Annotated in this window: 15 protein-coding genes and 1 pseudogene; 1 reads left to right on the top strand and 15 read right to left on the bottom strand. The window is 64.5% G+C overall.

Annotated elements, in window-relative coordinates:
* Window positions 1-6 precede the first annotated feature (6 nt).
* The 8 genes from AC5RVZ_RS25230 to AC5RVZ_RS25195 all read right to left on the bottom strand — a co-directional run bounded on the left by AC5RVZ_RS25230 (window position 7) and on the right by AC5RVZ_RS25195 (window position 6,298).
* Window positions 7-888 carry a branched-chain amino acid ABC transporter permease gene (locus AC5RVZ_RS25230; RefSeq protein ID WP_493952168.1) on the bottom strand — a complete coding sequence of 294 codons (882 nt, stop codon included), beginning with the start codon at window positions 886-888 and terminating at the stop codon, window positions 7-9.
* Window positions 889-901: 13 nt separating this feature from the next.
* Complete coding sequence (locus tag AC5RVZ_RS25225; protein ID WP_494068369.1) at window positions 902-2,128, bottom strand: ABC transporter substrate-binding protein; 1,227 nt, start codon at window positions 2,126-2,128, stop codon at window positions 902-904.
* Window positions 2,129-2,438: 310 nt separating this feature from the next.
* Window positions 2,439-3,311: a PaaX family transcriptional regulator gene (locus tag AC5RVZ_RS25220; RefSeq protein ID WP_494068368.1), complete on the bottom strand. Its 873-nt coding sequence runs from the start codon at window positions 3,309-3,311 to the stop codon at window positions 2,439-2,441.
* 13 nt (window positions 3,312-3,324) lie between these two features.
* Window positions 3,325-3,786 carry an acyl-CoA thioesterase gene (locus AC5RVZ_RS25215; protein ID WP_494068367.1) on the bottom strand — a complete coding sequence of 154 codons (462 nt, stop codon included), beginning with the start codon at window positions 3,784-3,786 and terminating at the stop codon, window positions 3,325-3,327.
* A 66-nt stretch (window positions 3,787-3,852) separates the two neighbouring features.
* Window positions 3,853-4,212 (bottom strand): HepT-like ribonuclease domain-containing protein, encoded by a 360-nt coding sequence (locus AC5RVZ_RS25210; protein WP_494068366.1) that lies wholly within the window; start codon window positions 4,210-4,212, stop codon window positions 3,853-3,855.
* A complete protein-coding gene (locus AC5RVZ_RS25205; protein ID WP_494068365.1) occupies window positions 4,209-4,724 on the bottom strand; it encodes a nucleotidyltransferase family protein in 516 nt (171 codons plus the stop codon). The genes AC5RVZ_RS25210 and AC5RVZ_RS25205 overlap by 4 nt, the downstream gene beginning before the upstream one ends.
* Before the next feature lie 238 nt (window positions 4,725-4,962).
* Window positions 4,963-5,298, bottom strand: coding sequence for an aldehyde dehydrogenase family protein (locus AC5RVZ_RS25200; protein WP_494068364.1), 336 nt, complete (start codon window positions 5,296-5,298; stop codon window positions 4,963-4,965).
* Window positions 5,299-5,341: 43 nt separating this feature from the next.
* A complete protein-coding gene (locus AC5RVZ_RS25195) occupies window positions 5,342-6,298 on the bottom strand; it encodes a fumarylacetoacetate hydrolase family protein (protein ID WP_494068363.1) in 957 nt (318 codons plus the stop codon).
* 162 nt (window positions 6,299-6,460) lie between these two features.
* On the opposite strand from AC5RVZ_RS25195, the pseudogene AC5RVZ_RS25190 reads away from it, so the two are divergent.
* Window positions 6,461-6,649 (top strand): annotated as a pseudogene (locus AC5RVZ_RS25190) (hypothetical protein); the annotation flags it as partial.
* Window positions 6,650-6,823: 174 nt separating this feature from the next.
* Here AC5RVZ_RS25190 and AC5RVZ_RS25185 read toward each other — a convergent pair.
* From AC5RVZ_RS25185 to AC5RVZ_RS25155, 7 genes are all read right to left on the bottom strand, one after another.
* Complete coding sequence (locus AC5RVZ_RS25185; RefSeq protein WP_494068362.1) at window positions 6,824-7,699, bottom strand: PaaX family transcriptional regulator; 876 nt, start codon at window positions 7,697-7,699, stop codon at window positions 6,824-6,826.
* Window positions 7,700-9,037: 1,338 nt separating this feature from the next.
* Entirely contained in the window at window positions 9,038-10,726 is a 1,689-nt protein-coding gene (locus tag AC5RVZ_RS25180; protein ID WP_494068361.1) for an amidohydrolase, read from the bottom strand.
* Between the two features lie 842 nt (window positions 10,727-11,568).
* A complete protein-coding gene (locus AC5RVZ_RS25175) occupies window positions 11,569-12,837 on the bottom strand; it encodes an MFS transporter (RefSeq protein WP_494068360.1) in 1,269 nt (422 codons plus the stop codon).
* A gap of 676 nt (window positions 12,838-13,513) precedes the next feature.
* The gene (locus AC5RVZ_RS25170; protein WP_494068359.1) at window positions 13,514-14,503 is read right to left on the bottom strand and encodes a C-terminal binding protein; all 990 of its coding nucleotides are present in this window, start codon (window positions 14,501-14,503) and stop codon (window positions 13,514-13,516) included.
* Window positions 14,500-16,185, bottom strand: coding sequence for a thiamine pyrophosphate-binding protein (locus tag AC5RVZ_RS25165; protein ID WP_494068358.1), 1,686 nt, complete (start codon window positions 16,183-16,185; stop codon window positions 14,500-14,502). Before AC5RVZ_RS25165 ends, AC5RVZ_RS25170 begins: the two co-directional genes overlap by 4 nt.
* On the bottom strand, window positions 16,178-17,890 hold the full coding sequence (locus AC5RVZ_RS25160) for an amidohydrolase (protein ID WP_494068357.1): 1,713 nt from the start codon (window positions 17,888-17,890) through the stop codon (window positions 16,178-16,180). The genes AC5RVZ_RS25165 and AC5RVZ_RS25160 overlap by 8 nt, the downstream gene beginning before the upstream one ends.
* Window positions 17,887-19,254, bottom strand: coding sequence for an MFS transporter (locus tag AC5RVZ_RS25155; RefSeq protein WP_494068356.1), 1,368 nt, complete (start codon window positions 19,252-19,254; stop codon window positions 17,887-17,889). The genes AC5RVZ_RS25160 and AC5RVZ_RS25155 overlap by 4 nt, the downstream gene beginning before the upstream one ends.
* Between the last annotated feature and the right edge of the window lie 96 nt (window positions 19,255-19,350).

Here is a 19,350-nt window from a genome sequence, read left to right as displayed (position 1 = left end):
TCGGACTCATGCGTGCGCTCCTGCCCGTGCCGGCAGCAGCCCCTGCGGCCGGAGCAGGAGGACCACCGCCAGTGCTGCGAAGAGAAGGAAGGTAGCAAACTCGTGGACCATGACCACTCCGACCGTTTGCACCTGTCCGACCACCAGCGCTCCGAGCAATGCTCCGCGCAAGGATCCGAGGCCGCCGATGACCACGATGACCAGGGCGAGAAGGAGGATCTGGTCATCCAGGCCCGGCTGCGCACCCAGGATGGGCGCGGCCAGCAGGCCACCCACGGCAGCCAGCGCCGCCCCGCAGCCGAAGACGAGGGTCAGGACGACCTTGGTGCGGATGCCGATGGCCTCGACCATGGCCCTGTCCGCCACCGTGGCCCGCACGATCGCCCCGGCGCGGGTGCGCTCGAGCACGATGTAGAGGACAACGGCGACGACGATCCCCGCGCCGACCATGGCGAGCCGATAGACCGGGTAGGGGTTGCCGAGCATCGTCACCGTGCTGGAGAGGAAGTCCGGCGGGGGTACGGACCGCACGTTCGCACCGAACACTTCCTGGATGAGTTCAGCAACAATAAGCGCCATTCCCAGCGTCAGCATCGCCTGCCTGAGATGGTTCCGCACCGGCGACGTCATCGCCGCCAGCAGGCCGCCGGCGGCAAAGCCGATGACGGCCGCGACGACCACGGCCAGGAAGAACATCCCCGCTGCCGGCGGCGCACCAAACATCGCCACCCCCACATAGGCACCCACGAGCGACACGGCCCCGTGCGCCAGGTTCAGCACATCCATCGTGCCGAAGACGAGGGACAATCCGATGGCGATCAGGAACAGCACGGAGCCGAGTGCCAAGCCGTTGAGAATGGTTGCGGCGTTCGCATCAAGCCAACCCACGTCTGGCTGTCCTTTAGCCCTGTAGTTCTTGGAGGACGACGTTCTCGAGCGTGCCGTCGACGTCCTTGACCTCGCGGAGATAGTACGGCTGGTCGGGATCATGGTTTTCGTTGAAGCTCCAGGGGCCACGCGGGCTGTCCGTGAACTCCCCCACCTTGCCCAACGCGGCGGCGATACCTTCACCGTCAACGGACTCGGCCACTTCCAACGCTGCGGCGACGGCGGCGACGGCATCGTAGGTCGCCATGGCGTAGGTCGTCGGAACTTCGCCGTAGGCGGCCTTGTAGGCTTCCACAAACTTTTTGTTTTTCTCGGAGTCGATCGTATGGCTGTAGTTCAGCGAGGTCTGGATGCCGAGGGCGGCCTTGCCCTGGGCCTCCAAGACGTCGCCCTCGACCAGGAACCCATTGCCGTAAAGCTGGATATCCTTCGCCAGACCGAAGGTGGAGTACTGCTGAACGAAGTTGGCGGCTTCCGCTCCGGCGTAGAAGGCAAAGACGGCAGACGCCCCCGAATTGCGGATCTCACTGAGGTACGGCTGCCAGTCGCTGGTCGTGCCGAAGGGGGTGCGGGTTTCTCCGGCGATCTTGCCGCCGGCGGCCTCAAACTCCTCACGGAATGCTGAGATGTGCTCTTCCCCGGCGGCATAGTCGGCCGTGATGAGGTAGACCGATCCGTCTCCGACTTCCTCCGCCACGTGCTTGCCGATGATCCCGCTGACCATGCCGTTGCTGTACGACGTGCGCCAGATGTAGGGGGAGGGCTCGGCCGTGATGTCGTTGGCGCCCGCGTTGGCGAGGATGAGCGGCACCTTCGCCTGCACGAAGGTGTCCTTGAGGCCCAGGGCAGTCGCGGAGTTCACAATGCCGACGACGACGTCGGCCTGGTCCTGCGTGACCAGGCGAGAGGCAGCCGGGACACCCGTTTGCGGGCCCTCACCCGTGTCGGCAGAAACCACCTTGACGTCGTGGCCGCCGAGCTTGTTGCCCGCCTCCTCCAGGTAAAGCTCAAAGCCCTGCTTCATGTCCTCGCCGAGCCCCGCGTACACGCCGGACTGCGGGACGGCAAGGCCGATCGTTACGGCTTCACCGCTGTCTTTGCCGCCGCTGCCGCCGTCGCCGCCGCCGGTGTTGAGGCTCCCGCCGCCGCACGCTGAGAGCAGCATCATCGCGAGCGCGCTGGAAAGCAGGACGGTGGTGCGGCGTCCCGGGCGAGAGCCCTTCGAGAATGTTTCAGGCATGGTTGCATTCCTTCTGCGCATGCAATGCGCGGGTCGGTGCGTCAGTGAGATGTCGACGAGCGCGAGACCGTCTGGAACTGCGTTGTCCCTTCCTTCAGGCCCCAAGGCTGAACCCCGGCCGTGATGTGGGCCCTTCGCCATCTCGTGGTGATGAGTCTGGTGTTCCTCAGCATCGCACCGCTGCGCGTGATATGCAACACATATTGCGGGCGTAATTTTATCGTGATATCGGGGCGCCGAAGTTGATTCCCGGAGATGACCGGATCCCGCCATCCGGACGTGGCCGGGTGTCCGCCTTTTTTGTGCCGGCTCAGGCTGCCGCTGAGGATTCCACGAGGGAGAGCGCATGCGCCTCAGCCAGCGGGCCGATGAGGCGGTGAATGCCGAAAAACACTTCGCGGGCTTCCGGTCCGCGCCAGCCTTCGGGCAGGTACTTTAATGGCAGGCCGGGGTCACGGTACGGCAGCCGCCGCCACAGTGTCAGCATCGGAACGTAGTAGCGGAAGGCATCACGGCTGGCCTCCGGACCGGAGGCCGCCAAGGCGGCGGCAGGGTCCTCGCCAACGCGGGCGGTCCAGGCGGCCAGCGCTTCGCCGTAGTAGTCCATGAACTCGTCGATCTGGCCCGCGAGTGCCTCCAGGTCCCACCATTGCGCGACCTTGTCGCGCATATTTGATTCCTCTGAGTAGTCTCCGGTGAAAAATTCCACGTACTCGGCCAGGCCGCGTTCCGTGAGCCGCCTGCGGGCACCCTCGCGGACAGCGGCCGGCGCGATCCCCACGCCCGCCGACATCGAGCCGAAGCCGAGCCGGGCCAGTTCGGCGCGCAACTGGTGCCGGCGTTCGCGCATCGATTCGGGCACGGAGAAGATCGCCAGCACCCAGCGATCGTCCGAGTCGTCCGGGTGCGGATTGAAGATGCGTTCATCGCCTTCGCGGACCATTTCAACAGAGCGCGGCGACAATTCGTAGCGGGCGGCTCCCCCGCTGCGCACACTGTTGAGCACGCCCTTGGCTTTCATCCTCGACACCGCCGAGCGCACACCTGGCGGGTCGTGACCGAGGTCGCCGAGCATCTCGATCAGGACGGATACCGGAAGCGCGGATCCTCCCCGGCGCCCGTACAAACCGAAGATGGTCAGGATCAACTGCTGGTGCCGGAGCGGAGGCGCGGGAATCTGCATGGTTTGTTCCCCCTTAGCTCAGTACGCTCGTGCCGCAGATCGCAGTCCTGATGTTTTCGGGCCAGGGCTGCGCCTTGTCGCTGCCGGCAGGAACGAAAACGGTGGTGAATGTCCCGTCGGCAGCGAGCCCGCCGGCCGACTTCTCGTGTGGGTGCCCGTGCACCTCGAAGCCAAACGTCATGGACGTGCGCCCCATGTCCTGCACGGACAGGTTAACGGACACACGCTGTCCGAACCAGAGCTTGGCCCGGTAGTTGATGACCTGCTGCACGCGCGGGGCCTGCGGAAAGTAATCGGGCAGCTCCAACCGACGGATCAGTTCGGCCTCGGCCGCCTCAACCCAGCGCATCACGACCGAATTGTGCTGGTGCCCGGACGCATCCGTGTCGACCCACTCCACTGTGCAATCGATGTTTATCTCGACCAGGCCGCCCGCCTTCCCGCCCATCGTTTTCCCTTCACCGCCGAAACTCACCTGAAACCATCATATGGCCCAAAGATGACGGGCCAGATATCCGGTCGATATCCTGCCCGCAGTTCATCACGTGCTTAGCCTTCCTGGTCGCCGGCCTACTCTTTCGAGCCGATTGCGCAGCTCCGGAAAACCAACCGACACCGTCACCCACAGTGCTTGCTCGTCCACGCGGTCGTAATGGTGCACGATGAAGTCCCTGTTCCTGGCCGCCTGCCGCCAGATCGGCTCGAAGAAGGTCACGGATTCCGCGGTAAGGAGCCTTTTGCACAGGTCTCCGACACGGTTGCACAAAGCCTCGAAGGCCAGACGAAGCGCGGGATCGGAATCGAACGCTTCGCGGCCCCGGTTCACGAGCTCGGCCGCCAGATCAAGGTTGACCGCCAGGTCCTCCAGCCATCGTTGCGTCCGATCGGGACGGTCTGTCACAGGGGCATCGCTTCAGCCAGGATCGTCGCGTCGCGACGAGAATCCAGCTCCCGGCGCGAGACGACATCCACCCGGCGGGAGACCAGTTGCTCCATATCCTCGGCGAACTGCGCCAGATCGAACAGGCTGGCCTCATCGCATGGATCGAGCAATAGATCCACGTCGCTGTCCGGCTTTTCTTCTCCGCGGGCGACCGACCCAAACACTGCAACAGCTTCAATGCGGTTAAACGTAGCCAGGCGGGAGATCAGCCGGCGCCGCTGCCTGAGGAAATCCAGCATCGGGAGCGCTTCGCCGCCCCGGCCGGCGTCCATGCCGCGGTAGAGACGGATCGGCACAATCGCGGCATCAGCTTTTCGATGGGATCCAACCAGTACGGGGCGCGCACCCGGGACCGTTCGGAAGTGCCGCAACGTTGCCGGCAAGGCGGCGCGAGCCTCAGCTACCGTAAGGACGTCAGCGTCCGGCTGAACATCCAGTTGGTCTGCAGCAGCCTTCAGCTCATTCCGCATAAGGCCATCCTAGTTCCGGCAGTGGAAGATGAACATAAATCTGTACGTCTTCTCGCGCAGCGGATTTGCGAGGGGCGGGCGTCGAACGCGACGCCGGACCTCCAATATGGGTCGGCGGAGAACTCTGCGGTCCATGGCTCGTCGCAGACAAAGCGACGACGCTTGGCTCCAACGGCGAAGCGGTCCCCGGATCCGAAGACCCCAGGGACCGCTCCGCCCCAAAAGTTTCGCCGTCGAACTACACCTCAGAGTCGGACGACCTTCTTGTCCATGAATTCGGCCCCTGCCAAGCGGGCAGAGTTCGCGGCCGACGCCCGAACGCTTGATGTCGCCGAACGGCAGATCGGCTTGCGATCCGCCTGCCTCGTTGATGTAGACCATACAACTCGTCCGAGCGCTCATTGAAGACCTCGGCATTTCGCTGCACGATCTTGGAGCGGGTTTCTACCGGGGCGTCCTTCCAGGACAGGTAGCCCCGATGCGCCCGTTCGATGGCTTCCACGATCTGCTCATCGGTGGCTGTGGGGAATTCCTCGATGACTGTGCCTGTGGCCGGGTTCGTAACTTCATACACGAAGTCTCGCTTTCGTTGTCGTGTTCGTGGGGAAGGTAAACGTTCAGATAAGAGAGCGCTGACGCAGGTTCTTGATAAGAGCCCGAGTACCGAACTTCCACCGGGGGGCTGTTTCAGAGTGCTGAACCTTGTTGATCAGCGCGGTCGTGGATCCGAAACGCTGACGGGTATCGCCAAGTTCATGGGTGAATCCCACTTCCGGCGCTTTTCGGTCCTGGGTCGGCGCGTACAGAGTGCCGGTGAACAGCACGAGGCCGTCGGGATACTGGTGGTGGTCGCCGTAGGCATGTCCAATCAGGCTGGCGGGATCACGGCTGATGTTCTTCATCGAGCTCTGCCCGTCGAGCGTGAATCCATCCGGTCCCTGCACCCGCAGGCTAATGTCGAGTTCCCGCACGTCGTCCATTCCGAACCAATCGTCGAAGAGCCGGATGAACGGTCCAATCGCATAGGAGGCGTTGTCGTCCTTGGCTCCGGTCAGCAGCAGGGCACTGCGTCCTTCGAAGTCGCGGAGGTTAACGTCGTTGCCCAATGACGCACCCACTGCAGTGCCGTCGGAGCGCACGGCCAGCACGACTTCCGGTTCCGGGTTGTTCCGCGTGGACCGGGACAGCACCCCGATCGGCTCGCCGGTACCTACCGCCGAGAGGACCGGTGCCTTGGTAAAGATCTCCGGATCAGGTCCGATGCCAACTTCCAGGTACTGTGACCACAGCCCTTCGGCTTTGAGGATCTCCTTGGCCCGCGCTGCTTCCTCCGAGCCTGGCTGCACGCTCGAAATGGCACCGCCGATGGCGTCGGCCAGCTGCTCGCGGATGGCCGCCGCCTGGCTGGCGTCCCCCCTGGCTCGTTCTTCGATGACGCGTTCCAGCATGCTCTCCACGAAAGTCGGTCGGGCGGCCTTAATGACCTGCAGATCGATCGGTGCAAGGAGTCGCGGCTCGGCATCAACAGTGGCGGCGATGACATCGTCCAGTGCCCACCGGCGGCGGTTTCCCAAATCCTTTACAGCCGAGAGCAGGTCGGCCCGCTCGATGAGGGACGAGACTGTCGGCTCTACGTCGGTGATATCAACGACGTCCGTTCCGTCAACGACAACGAGGCACGGCTTATTTGCTTTCGGATCGAAGATCGTCCGATAAGGGTGGCTTGCTCCGCGTCGAGTGGTGGGCGCCCCGAAGACCTGGTCAGCGTCACCATCTACCTGACCGATGTAGACGACTACTTGGCCAGCGGTCGGGAAATCGACCGCCTCTGGCGCGAAATGGCCGGCACCGAATACCTGGCGATGGCCGGCATCGGCGTCTCCCGGCTTGGCAGAACGGCACCCCCGGCATTGGCTTCTGCTTGAAGCTGTAAGCTCCCTGGCGGAGAAGCCCGATTTGGGCATTTAGTGTCGCCACAGAACCGAGTGCAGGTCCTCGAAATGAACGACGACCCGACGGCCGGTGTGCGAGGCCTGCGACTACGGAGGTGTGGAAGGAGGGCAGGGGGAACCCGGCCCTCCTACTCTTGGCGGCCTAAGTTACGCCGCCTCCGCTTTTGACACCAGCGACATCGCGTGGGCCTCAGCCAATGGTGCGATCAGCGAATGCGTTCCGAAGAAGATGCGCCGCGCTTCAGGCCCCTGCCAGCCCTCGGGCAGGTACTCCAGCGGCAGACCCGGGTCACGGTAAGGCAACCGCCGCCACAGCGTAAGCATCGGCACGTAGTAACGGAAGGCGTCCCGGCGTAGCTGAGCCGAAGGCTCTGCCAGGGCTGTCACGGGATCATCGCCGACTAAGGCGGACCAACTGGCGAGAGCATTCCGGTAATAATCCATGAATTCGGCGATTTGACTGCGCAGAGCCTCCAGATCCCACCATTGAGCAACACGCTGGCGCATTTCCCCCTCCGCAGCGTAATCGCCGACGAAAAATTCCACATAGTCCCCCAAGCCACGGTCGGCCAGCCGCCGCTTCGCACCCTCGCATACGTCGGCCGGGGCAATCCACACGCCTGCCGCCACGGAACCGAATCCCAGTCGTGTCAATTCCGTTCGCAGCTGGTACCGCCGCTCCCGCATCGCCTCGGGAACCGAGAATATCGCCAACACCCACTCGCCGTCGGGCGATCCACGGTATGGGGCGAAGATCCGTTCATCGCCCTCGCTGACCATCTCGAGCGACCGTGGGGACAGCTCGTACTTTGCGATGCCACCGGACTTGACGCTGTTGAGGACACCCTTTGCCTTCAACCTGGACACCGCTGAGCGTACGCCAGGGGCGTCATGGCCGAGGTCGCCGAGCATGTCGATGAGGACCGATACTGGTAATGGACCTCCTCCACGGCGCCCGTACAAGCCGTAGATGGTCAGTATCAGCTGCTGGTGACGAAGAGGAGGAGCGGGGATTTCGATCATCGCACCAGACCTACCGTCAATACGAACGGCCGTATTCGGACCTCAGAGCCGTCTTGGCGGCCGCTCAGGGGGTAGTCCGTCCCAACGACCTTCGGGCCCCCTTCCCAACTCATCCGATGTTTCCCCCGGAGCTTCCTCCACGACAAGCCAGTCAACCTCCTTAAGCCAATGCCGAGTGGGCTTGCACTACTGCGGTGCGAATGTGCTCCGGCCACGGCAGTGCCCGCTCGGCTCCCGCCGGGACATAGGCAGTAGTGAATGTTCCGTAAGCGGCGAGGCCACCCTCTGACGTCCCGAGCGCCTGTCCGTGCACCTGGAAGGCGAAGGTCATAGATGATCTGCCCACGTTCTGCACGTGCAATTGAGCGGTAATTCGTTGCCCGAACCATAGTTTTGGCGCGATAGTTAATCACCTGCTGCACCCGCGGCGCGCGGGGAAAATATTCCGCAAGTCAAGCTGCCGGAACAGTTCAGCTTCGGCTGCCTCCACCCAGCGCATGATTGCGGAGTTGTGCTGGTGTCCCGCGGCATCAGTGTCGACCCATTCGACCGTTCGCTCCACACTGGCTCTAGCCGTGCCACCCGCTAGCTTGCTCGGCAACTTGCCCCCTTGTACTAGTACTTCTCCTTCACTCTATCCCCCAATATTGACGATCATCAATTGAAGATAATACCGCCCCCTGGGAAGGCGGAGAGCACTGACTGCGAAGGTGCTCGAAGAGGATGGGATGGTTACGCAGGCCACGAGCGTTCGAGGACCATGTGATGCCTTCACTTTGAGGAAGCGGGAGCCGCCCGTCCACAAAGGAGGCCAACGGACCGAGGACGCAGAGTCGGCCTGCGCCGAGAAGGCGCCACAAAACGAGGCAAGGGCTTCCCTCAGTCACTGAGGTTCCTTTTCCACGGGCTGGTATGTGGGAGACGATCCGCAGCCAACCGGACGGATGACCTGAAATCTCAAGTCGTATGGCCGGGGTCAGGAGGGAGGAGAGTTCGCGACGGGAATCGCACAGAGCTAGGTGTTGGGCCGTTATAGTTACCTGTCACTATCTGCCCTCACGCCCCAGTGTCGGCGGCGAATGTGCTTAATCCAGGTGGCCGGCGGCTAAGCTTGCGTGACCATACCTACCAACGGAGACCGCACATTCAGTGCGCGGCCTCCGTTGGAAGTAATGTCGCAATCTGTGCCGGTATCAGAATTCAGTCGACCCTCGACGCCCGATGGTATTCATTGCGAGCAGTTGAATTACGATCACCGGGCAGGGTCGCCCCGTTTCGTGACTTCAATCAGTCATGCGTTGTGATAACCACAACTGCGAGGACACCAGCAAATTCTCATTAGTTGAAGTATCCATCCGGGTCGTGCACTGCCCGACCACCCATCACTGTGAAGGCAGGAGACAAGGAAGGCAGATCGTCCAGATCGACTTGAAGCGGATCCTCCCGGTAAGCGACTATATCCGCCGAATAGCCCGGCATAAGCCGTCCCCGTACATCCCCCTCTCCGGTGAGCCGCCATCCGGCTTCAGTGTAGAGAGAGAATGCGGTGCGTCTGTCGATCGCCTGACGGGGACCTTGGACTCCCCCGACCTTCGTGTCGCGGGTGATGAACCCCCATATCGCAAGCAAGGGGTCATACGGAGCCACGTTGCAGTCCGAACCACCAGCGATAAGGCCTCCGTCCTCGAGCCACTCGGCTACGGGCATCACTTGTGCCGTTCGATCCGGCCCCCAGTGTGTGAGCATGTTGCCGGCCAATGCATACAGTAAGGGATGCTGGACCGTCACCGGGATACCGGCTGCAACCGCCCGCGCTCGCGACTCGGCGTCGGCCATGAAGGCGTGTTCGATGACCAGTTGGCCCGGGCGAACTTTCCCAAGCCTATTGATCACCCTTTCGTAGACATCCAGCACGAGACGCACGGTCTTGTCACCCACCGCGTGCGTCCCTACCGTCCACCCTTCCCGTACGGCGGCCTCAACCATCGATTCCAGTTCGGGCTCCGCGAACATCGCATGGCCGCAGTAGTCGGGCTGGTTCGTGTAAGGCTCGGAGAGCCACCCGCCCTCGACGCCGCCATCGGCCAACAACTTTATGCCTTCAACACGCAACACATCGTCTCCGTCATGCTGGCGGACGCTAAGCGATCGGAGGTATTCGATGTTCTCCTCTGCCGGTTTGGCCGGGTCGAGCATGAAGAGAGGTCGTGCGCGGACGGTTAACTCTCCCCGTGCGTGCACTTCCTGGTACACACGGAAACTGGCCTCGTCAATGCCTGTGTCACGGACAGCGGTCAAGCCGCGCGCACTAAACTGGGCAGACGTCGCCGCGAGACTGTCCGTATTCACCCCGGCAAGAAACCCTGCCGCATTGTCGGAATCGGGATCCCCTCCGAGGATCGCGTGAATTGGAGCCATTGCAGGAAACTCAATAAGGGGCCCGAGAGGCGCGCCATCGTGATCCCTTACGATTGTGCCGCCCGGCGGGTCGGCACGCATGGAGTCGATGCCCGAAAGTCGCAGGGCTATGCTATTGGCCGTCCCCACGTGGCCTCCGCGCTGCACGAAAACCGGGTGGTCAGTGGACACTTCATCGAGTTCGCGTGCTGTTGGCAGCCTACGTTCAGCGATGGTCGACTCATGCCAGCCTCTTGACGCAACTACCCAATCGCCCGGTCTGGTCTTTGCGGCCCGTTCCCTCAATGTGCTGATTATTTCCGGGATGGAGCCACAGTTGGAAATGTCCACGTTGTATACGTCTGCGCTGGCCATAGTCAAGTGATTGTGTGTATCGAAGTACCCGGGCAGGAGCGTCAGTGACGAATCGTTTACGACTTTCGTCTCAGTGCCAATTAATGCTTGGACCTCAGCAAGCTCATCTGCAAAGGCGACCACCTCGCCGCCTTTCAGTGCGAGTACGCGTCCCACTGAATTGTCCGATCGGAAGTCATGCACCCGACCGGCAACAATGACAGTATCTGCTTTTTGTGACATCACAGCTCCTAGCTTTTCGATTTTGATGATCACCACCACAGCGTGGGGACCGTTTAGCACTGCTCAGATACGGATTGACCTAGACCATGTCACAGGCTCCGTCGAAATGAGCCTGGTCCCCTAGAGGCTCCGATCAACGTATCGCGGTCTTGTGGCGACAGTCAATACTACGCGATATGCAATTTGTTGCGGGGGGACACCAGGACAGAAAAGAGATGGCCGCAATCAGACTGCAGTTAGCAGAGCGTTATGACGGGCGCATAGGTAAAAGTGACTTCCGGAACTAGGCGTGCTATTTCCCGGGCCTTACAGAGGCCCTTTGCGGCCGCTATCGAGTCTGAATACCTAGGCTTGAGAGGCAGGCACGGAATTGTCCAAGAAACGCTGTTCCTGTTAGTCGGCGGAATTCCCATTCGCTCGACACGTTGCCTCTCGGGCTGGTCCTGCTGACCTGCATGTGCGGGCTAAAAAGGTGATGGACAAGCTCTGACTGCACCAAATATGCGACCAGGCCACAGTACTGCGTCCGACCGAGGTGCGGCTGACTGAGCCGCACTGCGGGAGGAGGGAGTCGTTCTGCGTGCAGGCAGCCGAGGAGTGTGGCGCGGTACCTTGCTGCAGGTCTTTCGACTACTCCCCTATATAGGATCATCCGGACCGTGACTGGCGCGTGCACGACAGCCACGGTCCGGCGCGCTCATTCGGGAAGCGCTTCTCTTGGCGGCTTGAAGACCGCGGAACAACGCGATCGACTCCTCAGGCTCTTCAAGCGTCGCGCCTCATTGAACACATGGACTATAGATCCCAAGCGCTGTTTCGCAACCCTTTCATTTAAGGGAACGAACAAACCGTGGGCAATGAGCTCTGATGTCGCGTCATTCCGCGACCACAGCTGCCGAGGTTTCGCGAGGATCTCCGGTTGCCTTATCGGCATTCCCGGAGAAGAAAAGTCGGGCCATTATCGCCACGATCACGCCGGCCATGAGGAGAGGGAGCGCAGTACCGAGGAGGATCATGCTCGCGGGCACCCCCAGAGCGAGCAACAATCCCCCGATAGCTGGGCCGACAATAGAACCAATTCGTCCAAGAGCTGCCGACCATCCCACGCCGGTTGTGCGGGCGGCCGGGTTATAGATCCGGACCGCCAAGGCTGACTGTCCCACCGTGCCGGTAATCTGGCCAGCACCGGACAATCCGACGAGGAGGAGCAGCCCAACTGCGCCGAGCGGTGCGAGCGCCACAATCCCGATCGCGAGGACAGCTACCCCTTGCCCGGCCGCTATCAGTCTCGGTGCACCAAAACGTGCAGACAGCAGCGCGAGTGCCAAGCCGCCTGCGAGTCCGCCGAACCCCAAGGCCGCCGTCCCGAGTGGAACTTGCTCGGGGGAGAACCCGTACTCGATCAAGAACGTCGGCATCCACGACTGCAGAATGTAGCTTGTTATGAAAGCGAAGAAGGCGAGGCTCCAGAGCAAGGAGGTGCGGGCGCGCAAGCCCTTGGCAAACAAGGAGAGGACGCCGATGCCGTTGCCTTTTTCTTGAACTGCAGCGCTGGCGAGCGGAGTCCGCGGCAACTTCCACCACATGAACGGAACGAGGGCCATCGCGGCGACGCCAGGAAACCAGAATGCAGCTTCCCAGCCGAAGTTCCGAATAATTACTCCGCCCACCAGTCCGCTGACAGTAATTCCGAACGCGAGCCCGAGAGTAATGAAGAGCGCGACGGCGTCGCGGCGGCGAGGTGAAACGAGATCGACGGCAAGCGAAACCGCCGCCGGGAGCACCGCTCCGAGTCCGATGCCAGTCACGAAGCGAAAGCCCGTGAGTTCTGCGACAGAGCTAGCCAGTGGGGTTAGAACGATCGCGACTGAGTAGAACGCGACAGATCCCCAAACCACTGTATGGCGGCCGAGGCGGGCGGAAAGACGGCCACAGGTTACATATCCGATAACGACGCCGAGGTTGGTCATGAGGAGCGGCAACGTCATATCGGACGGTTTCAACCCCCATTCCGAACTCAGTGTCGGGATAACGAACCCAAGGGCAGCCGTGTCGAATCCGTCGGCGACGATCGAGAGAAACAGTAGGAGGAGGGGCAACACGGCCCCAGTTTTCTTGAGAGGTGTTGCTTTGGCCATTTCCATTTAACACTCCTTAGCTTTGCAGAGTCGTCTTCGGCTCTTCGTCGAGGATCGGGACTGGTGTTGGACAGTGCGATGTCGTAAAGCTTGCTGCTCAGTTTTGGTGAGAAGGGGCGGGCAAGTCGCTAGAGTGACCTAAGTATGCGCCGATTTTGTAACCATCGTCAATACTTCGACATATAGAATTTTCGAGACTGCCGCGGGAAGGACGACTGGCCAAGGCTCGGAATTTCGCCTCAGTCCGAGCCCGAAATGGGATGCCGCAGCTGGCCCGACGGGTTATGCCCCTAAGGAGTTACGTAACTTAAAATTCTGCACAGCTCATCAGGTGAAGCATGCAGTCCTCTCCCGCATCCTGCCTAGCTGCCTCTGCCAGTGCGCCTGCGCCCCGATATCTCAAGGTGTAACCCAGCCGGTTAGGGGGTGGCCGCGAGCACGCCTCCACCACCGAGACTTACCAAATCGTCAGCGGCGACTTCCTCCGTGCGGTCTATGCTCGGCATACTTCACAGCCGTCTGTATGGCGTGGAGCTGTATGTAAGGGCAGCTGACATGCGTCTGAAAGGCTTTAGCCGCCGAACCTGGGCAGTCGCAGATCAACGGGTTTGGGTGATGTGCGAAAATGGCACCCGGCCTGCTGATGCCGACCGGGTGCCGTTGCGTGTTTGCGTGCCTGTGACTACCCAGCCGCCGCGGCGAGGGACGGGGATGCCGCGGCGACCGGGGTCTCCGGATGCCCGCCCTCCAGGCAGGCGATGATGTTCCTGGCTGGCAACGCCACGTATTCGCGCAGCGAGATGTTGCTGCGGTACGCCGCGTGGGGCGTGACGATCGCCGAGGGGTGGAGCACCAGCGGGTGGTCGGCCGGGGCCGGTTCCTCCGAGAGCACGTCCAGCATGGCCCCGGCGATGTGGCCGGAGTCCAGGGCGGCGCACAGCGCCTGTTCGTCGACGAGGGCGCCGCGCGACACGTTCACCACATAACTGCCCGCCGGCAGGACGGCGAGGTTCCCGGCGTCGAGCAGGTTCCGGGTTTCCTCGGTGAGCGGGGTGTGCAGGCTGACCACGTTCGACGCCGCCAGGACCTCGGCGAGCTCGCCGCGGCGCACGTCCGCCGGCCAGGCCTCGTCGGGGACGAAGGGGTCATAGGCGATGACGGACCCGAAGACCGGGGCCGCCAGGCCCGCCAGGTACTGTGCGATGCGCCCGAACCCGACGAGCCCAAGGGTCAGCTCGCTGATCCGCGGCGGCACCGGGATCCCCTCCCCCGTCCAGTCCCCGCGCCGGGTGGCCGCCTGGGAGCGCGGGAGCTCGCGGATGAGCGAGAGCATGCCCGCGAAGGCGTGCGTGGCCACGTCGCGGGTGGCCACCGAGGGCACGTTGCACACCGTGATGTTCCGGGCGGCCGCCGCCTCCAAGTCGACCATGTCGAAGCCCGCAGACATGGTGGCAACGGCCTTCAGGTTCGGCATGGCGGCGATCATCTCGGCGTCCAGGGTGGCGTAGCCGAGGATGATCCCCTCGCACCCGGCCGCGGCGTCGAGGATGGCGCCGCGGTCACGGGTGTTGAGGTACTGCGCCTCAATGCCGGCCTCGGCCAGCAGCTCCAGGGCAACGGAGTAGTCGAGGTCCTCGGCGTCGGTGATCAGGACGCGCGGGCTTCCCGTCATGCCTGGCCGTCCTGCGCGAACAGCTGCGCGGGGACATGGATCAGCTGGACTCCGCCGTCGGCCAGGGCCTTGCGGATGGCCGGGGCCAGCTCGGCGGCCTCGTGGATCCGCCGGCCGGTGCCGCCGAAGGCGGTGGCCAGGGCGGCCCAGTCGGGCTGCACGAGCTCCACGCCCACGGGCTCGATGCCGCGGTCCAGCTCGTTCTGGCGGATCTCGCCGTAGCCGCCGTTGTCGGCGCACACCACCACCAGGTCCAGGCGCTGCTCGACGGCGGTGACGAGTTCCTGCACCGCGAACATCAGCGCGCCGTCGCCCACCACGCAGACCACCGGGCGGTCCGGCGCGCCGATGCGGGCGCCGATCGACGCCGGCAGCCCGTACCCGAGCGTGGCGTAGGCCGGGGTGTAGAGCAGCGAATGCGGCCGGTCCTGCGGCACGAAGCTCGCCGTGCCCAGGTAGGTGGCCTGGGAGGAGTCGCCGCCGATGATGGTCGACGCCGGCACGGCGGCCGCCACCTGTTCGGCCAGCGCGGCGAACTCCGGGGACAGCGCACGGGCGGCGTCGCGCAGCCCCGGACGCAGCCGGGCCGCGCGGTCGGCGCCGCTTTCCGCGCGCGGCGGGACACCGCCGTCGTTGTTTTCCCGCAGTGCGGCGAGCAGTTGGGGCACGACGGCGGCGCTGTCACCGACCAGCGGAACGTCGGCCGCGATGTTCTTGGCCATCTGGCCGGGCAGGATGTCCACGCGGATCACCGTGCCGCTCGGCTGCAGCTGGTTGAACCACAGTTCGGCCTCGCCGACCTTGGAGCCGATCACCAGCAGGACGTCGGCCTCCTCGCAGAGCTGCTGCGCGGCGGGCAGCCGGATGTCCGAGCCCAGCGAGAGCGGATGCGATTCGGGGATGGCGCCCTTGCCGTTGAGCGTGGTCACCACGGGGGCGTCCAGCGCTTCGGCCAGCTGCAGCAGGTGCTCGACGGCCCGCAGCGACCCGCCGCCGGCCAGCAGCACCGGCCGGTGCGACTCGGCCAGCAGCTGGGCGGCGTGCCGGATGGCCTGGTCGGACGCGCCGGCCGGCTCACGCCGCGGCGCAGCCTGCAGCAGCTCCGCCGGCGCGTCGCTCGGTCCCTCGAGCACGTTGAGCGGTACCTCGATGTGCACCGGCCGCGGGCGCCCGTAGCGGAAGAGTTCGAAGGCGTCGTGGATGCCCTGGACCGCCTCGGTGGCGGAGGTGACGCGGCGCGACCACTCGACGATCGCGCCGACGGCGGCCGTGGCGTCCTTCGTCTCGTGCAGCGAGCCGATGTCGGCGAACTCCTCGCCCTCGGGCACACCCGGGGACAGGATGATCAGCGGGCGGGACTCGCAATAGGCGGTGCCCGCGGCGGAGAGCGCATTGAGCAGGCCGGGCCCCGACGTCGTAATGACGACGCCGGGCAGGCCGGTCTGCTGTGCCCAGCCGTCGGCGGCGTAGCCGGCGCCCTGTTCGTGCCGCGTGGTCACCGGGCGGATGCCCAGCGGCGCCAGGTGGCGGTAGAACTCCAGGTTGTGCGTGCCGGGGATGCCGAAGATGGTGTCGATGCCGTAGTTCCGCAGGACCGTCATGACGGCCAGGCCGGTGTTATCGGCGACGACTCCCTCGGGCAGCGTGACCGTGGGGGTGGCCGCCGGGGTGTGCTCAGACATGCTGGACCTCCGGGTTGAGGCGTGCGGGGCGGTCGGCCGTGAAGCGCTGGATGCCGTCCACCCAGGTTTCCAGCACCGGGATGTCGGCGATCTCGGCGGCGTCGACGGCCAGCGGGTCGCCCGCGAGGACCACGAAGTCGGCCCGCTTGCCCTCGGTCAGCGAGCCGAGGTCGTCCTCGCGGCCCAGGGTGTGGGCGGCGTTGATGGTGTGTGCCGCCAGCGCCTGGCGGGCCGTGATGAGCAGCGAGTCCGACCCGAGCTTGACGCCGGAGCGGGTGATGCGGTTGGTGGCGGCCTGGATGGCTTCCAGCGGCTTGGGCTCGGCCACGGGGGCGTCGGAGCTGATGGTCACGCGCACGCCGGCGGCCGCGAATTCGCCCAGCGGATTGAAGCGCTCGCCCGGGGTGCCGACGGCTTCCTTCACGCCCTCGCCCCAGTTGTAGTAGTGCTGCGGCTGGTTGACCGGGTGGATGCCGGCGGCGGCCATCCGGTCGATCTGCTCCAGCGTGGGCAGCCCGCAGTGTTCGATCCGGTGCCGGGCATCGGTGTCGGGACGCTCGGCCTGCGCGGCCTCGATGGCGGAGATGACCATCTCCAGCGCCGTCGGGGACTGCGCGTGGGTGGCGGTCTGCAGGCCCAGCCGGTGGGCCTTGGAGATCAGCGCGGCGTAGTCGGCCGGGTCGTGGTAGAGCTGGCCGGTGCGGCAGGGGTCCCCCACGTAGCCGTCCGGGAAGTACGCGGTCCAGCCGCCGAGGGTGCCGTCGGCGTAGAACTTGAAGCCGGCGAAGCTGAGCCGCGCGTTGCCGAACTGGCCGTGCAGGCCCATCTCGGCGGCCTCGTCCAGCAGGTGCGAGAGCAGGTACATGCTGACCCGGACCTTGAGCTGGTTTTCCTCCGCCATGCGCAGGTACATGTCGAACTCGCGCCGGGACACCTGGGCGTCGCCGATGGTGGTGACGCCGCCGGCCAGGAAGTTCTCCTGGGCGATCTGCAGCTGGCGCAGGTGCTCCTCGGGGGCGTCGGCGAGGTGGAAGTTCGGGCCGTGGTGGCCGATCTTCACGCCCTCGAGCCCGGTGAGGATGTTGCAGGCGGCGTCGGAGAGCTCGCCGGTCAGCTCACCGGAGGCGTCGCGGAAGAATTCGCCGCCGGCCGGGTTGGGGGTGTCCTTGGTGACGCCGTGCAGTTCGAACGTGTAGGAGTTCACCACGCCGCCGTGGCCGGAGGCGTTCATCAGGTACACCTCGCGGTCGGTGGCGACCTCGTCGAGCTCCTGCCGGGTGGGGTGGCGGCCCTCCGCCAAGTTGGTGTGCTCGTAGCCGAAGCCGCGCACGGGCAGGCCGTTGGGGGTCTCGGCCGCGCGTTCCTTCAGCAGCGCGACGATCTCGGGGATGCTGCCGGCGCGTTCCGGCCCGCAGTCCACCCAGGTCTTCAGCTGCCCGTACATCAGCGGGTGCGCGTGGGCGTCGATGAAGCCCGGCACGATGGTGGCCCCGCCGGCGTTGTGTTCCTTCGGGTCCGGCAGGCCGAGGTTGACGGCGGCGGCGCGGCACTGTGCCTCGGTGCCCACGGCGAGCAGGTAGCCGTCGTGCACGAGCATGGCCTCCGCCGTCGGGCGCTCTTCATCCATGGTGTGGATGGTGGCGGCCGTGATCAGCTGTGGGATGAAGCTGGTCGCGGGAGCGTCGAATGTCTTGAGTTTCCTCACCGGAAGGCCTCCAGGTTGGTGTTGCTGTTGTTCGTGGTTTCGGCGCCTTCGGCTAAGTCGGCGTCGTCGTGTTCGTCCTCGTCGCGGTGCTGGGGAGCGATCGCCAGGCAGACGATGCTCAGCACGCCCATGGCGCCGAACATGATCAGGACGGGCCAGATGCTGCCGGTGCTGCTGTACAGGTAGGTCGCGGTCAGCGGCGAGAGGGCGGCCCAGATGGCGTTGGCCATGCCGTAGGCCAGCGAGATGCTGGTGTAGCGGGCCTGTGCCCGGAACAGCTGGGAGAGGATGGTCGCGGTCGGCGCGTAGGTGGCGGTCATGACCAGGCGCATCGCGGCGAACGCCAGGAAGATCAGCCATTCCGGACCGGTGGACATCAGCAGGAACTGCGGAACGATGAGCACGATCGAGCCCACCAGGCCGACGAACATGACCCGCTTGCGGCCCCACCGGTCGCCCAGCCAGGCGACGCCCAGGGTGCAGATGAGCTCGACCAGGGCGGCCACGGACAGCGCGTTGAGGATCATGGTTTCGTTCAGGCCCACCGACGGGTCGGTGCCGTACGCGGTGGCGAACGTGGTGGCCAGGTAGTAGCCGCCGGTGGAGATGGGCAGCAGGCCGATGCCGATGAGGATCGGCTTCCAGTTGGTGACCAGCGCGTGCTTCAGCGGCAGGGACTGGACCTTGCCCTCGACCTTCTCCTCGAAGACCGGGGATTCCTCCACCCGGTAGCGGACCCAGAAGCCCACGCCAATCAGCACCACGGAGAGCAGGAACGGGATGCGCCAGCCGCCGTCCACCAGGAACGTGTCGCTGATCCCGGACAGGTAGGCGAAAATCAGGGTGGCGCCCAGCGCGCCGGCCGGGTTGCCCAGCTGCGCGAAGCCGCCGTAGAAGGTCTTGTGCTTCTCCGGCGCGTGCTCCACCGCCATCAGCACGGCGCCGCCCCACTCGCCGCCCACGGCCAGGCCCTGCAGCGCGCGGAGCACCACCAGCAGCACGGCGGCCCAGGAGCCGATGTTCTCGTGCGTGGGCAGCAGGCCCACAAACACGGTGGACAGGCCCATGATCAGCAGCGTGATCACCAGCGAGGGGCGCCGGCCGAACTTGTCGCCGATGTGGCCGAAGATGATGCCGCCCAGCGGGCGCATGAAGAACCCGACCGCGTAGGTGGCGAAGGCGGCGGCGATGCCGGTCATCCGGTCCGCTTCCGGGAAGAAGAGCGGGCCGAACACCAGGGCCGCGGCCGTGGCGTAGATGTAGAAGTCGTACCACTCGATGGCGGTGCCGACGAAGGCCGCGAATCCGGCGCGGCGGGCCCGGGCGTGGCTGAACTGCGGCCGGGCTGCTGATGTATGAGACATGGTCTTCCACCTTAAGGTGTGGGCATGAGTGCCGTTGTGATCTCTGCGACTGTAGGGCCTAAATCACAATCCAACAAGAGCAGAAATCTTGCGTTA

The organism is Arthrobacter sp. Cza30 (assembly GCF_059090765.1).
Note: the sequence above shows the minus strand (reverse complement) of the source record. Positions and strands in the feature narration are given on the sequence as shown.

Bases quoted from the DNA above. Each gene is read 5' to 3' on its own strand.
- AC5RVZ_RS25170 (WP_494068359.1), bottom strand. From the start codon at position 14,503: ATGACGGGAAGCCCGCGCGTCCTGATCACCGACGCCGAGGACCTCGAC.
- AC5RVZ_RS25220 (WP_494068368.1), bottom strand. From the start codon at position 3,311: ATGCAGATTCCCGCGCCTCCGCTCCGGCACCAGCAGTTGATCCTGACC.
- AC5RVZ_RS25155 (WP_494068356.1), bottom strand. From the start codon at position 19,254: ATGTCTCATACATCAGCAGCCCGGCCGCAGTTCAGCCACGCCCGGGCC.
- AC5RVZ_RS25165 (WP_494068358.1), bottom strand. From the start codon at position 16,185: ATGTCTGAGCACACCCCGGCGGCCACCCCCACGGTCACGCTGCCCGAG.
- AC5RVZ_RS25175 (WP_494068360.1), bottom strand. From the start codon at position 12,837: ATGGAAATGGCCAAAGCAACACCTCTCAAGAAAACTGGGGCCGTGTTG.
- AC5RVZ_RS25185 (WP_494068362.1), bottom strand. From the start codon at position 7,699: ATGATCGAAATCCCCGCTCCTCCTCTTCGTCACCAGCAGCTGATACTG.
- AC5RVZ_RS25205 (WP_494068365.1), bottom strand. From the start codon at position 4,724: ATGCGGAATGAGCTGAAGGCTGCTGCAGACCAACTGGATGTTCAGCCG.
- AC5RVZ_RS25225 (WP_494068369.1), bottom strand. From the start codon at position 2,128: ATGCCTGAAACATTCTCGAAGGGCTCTCGCCCGGGACGCCGCACCACC.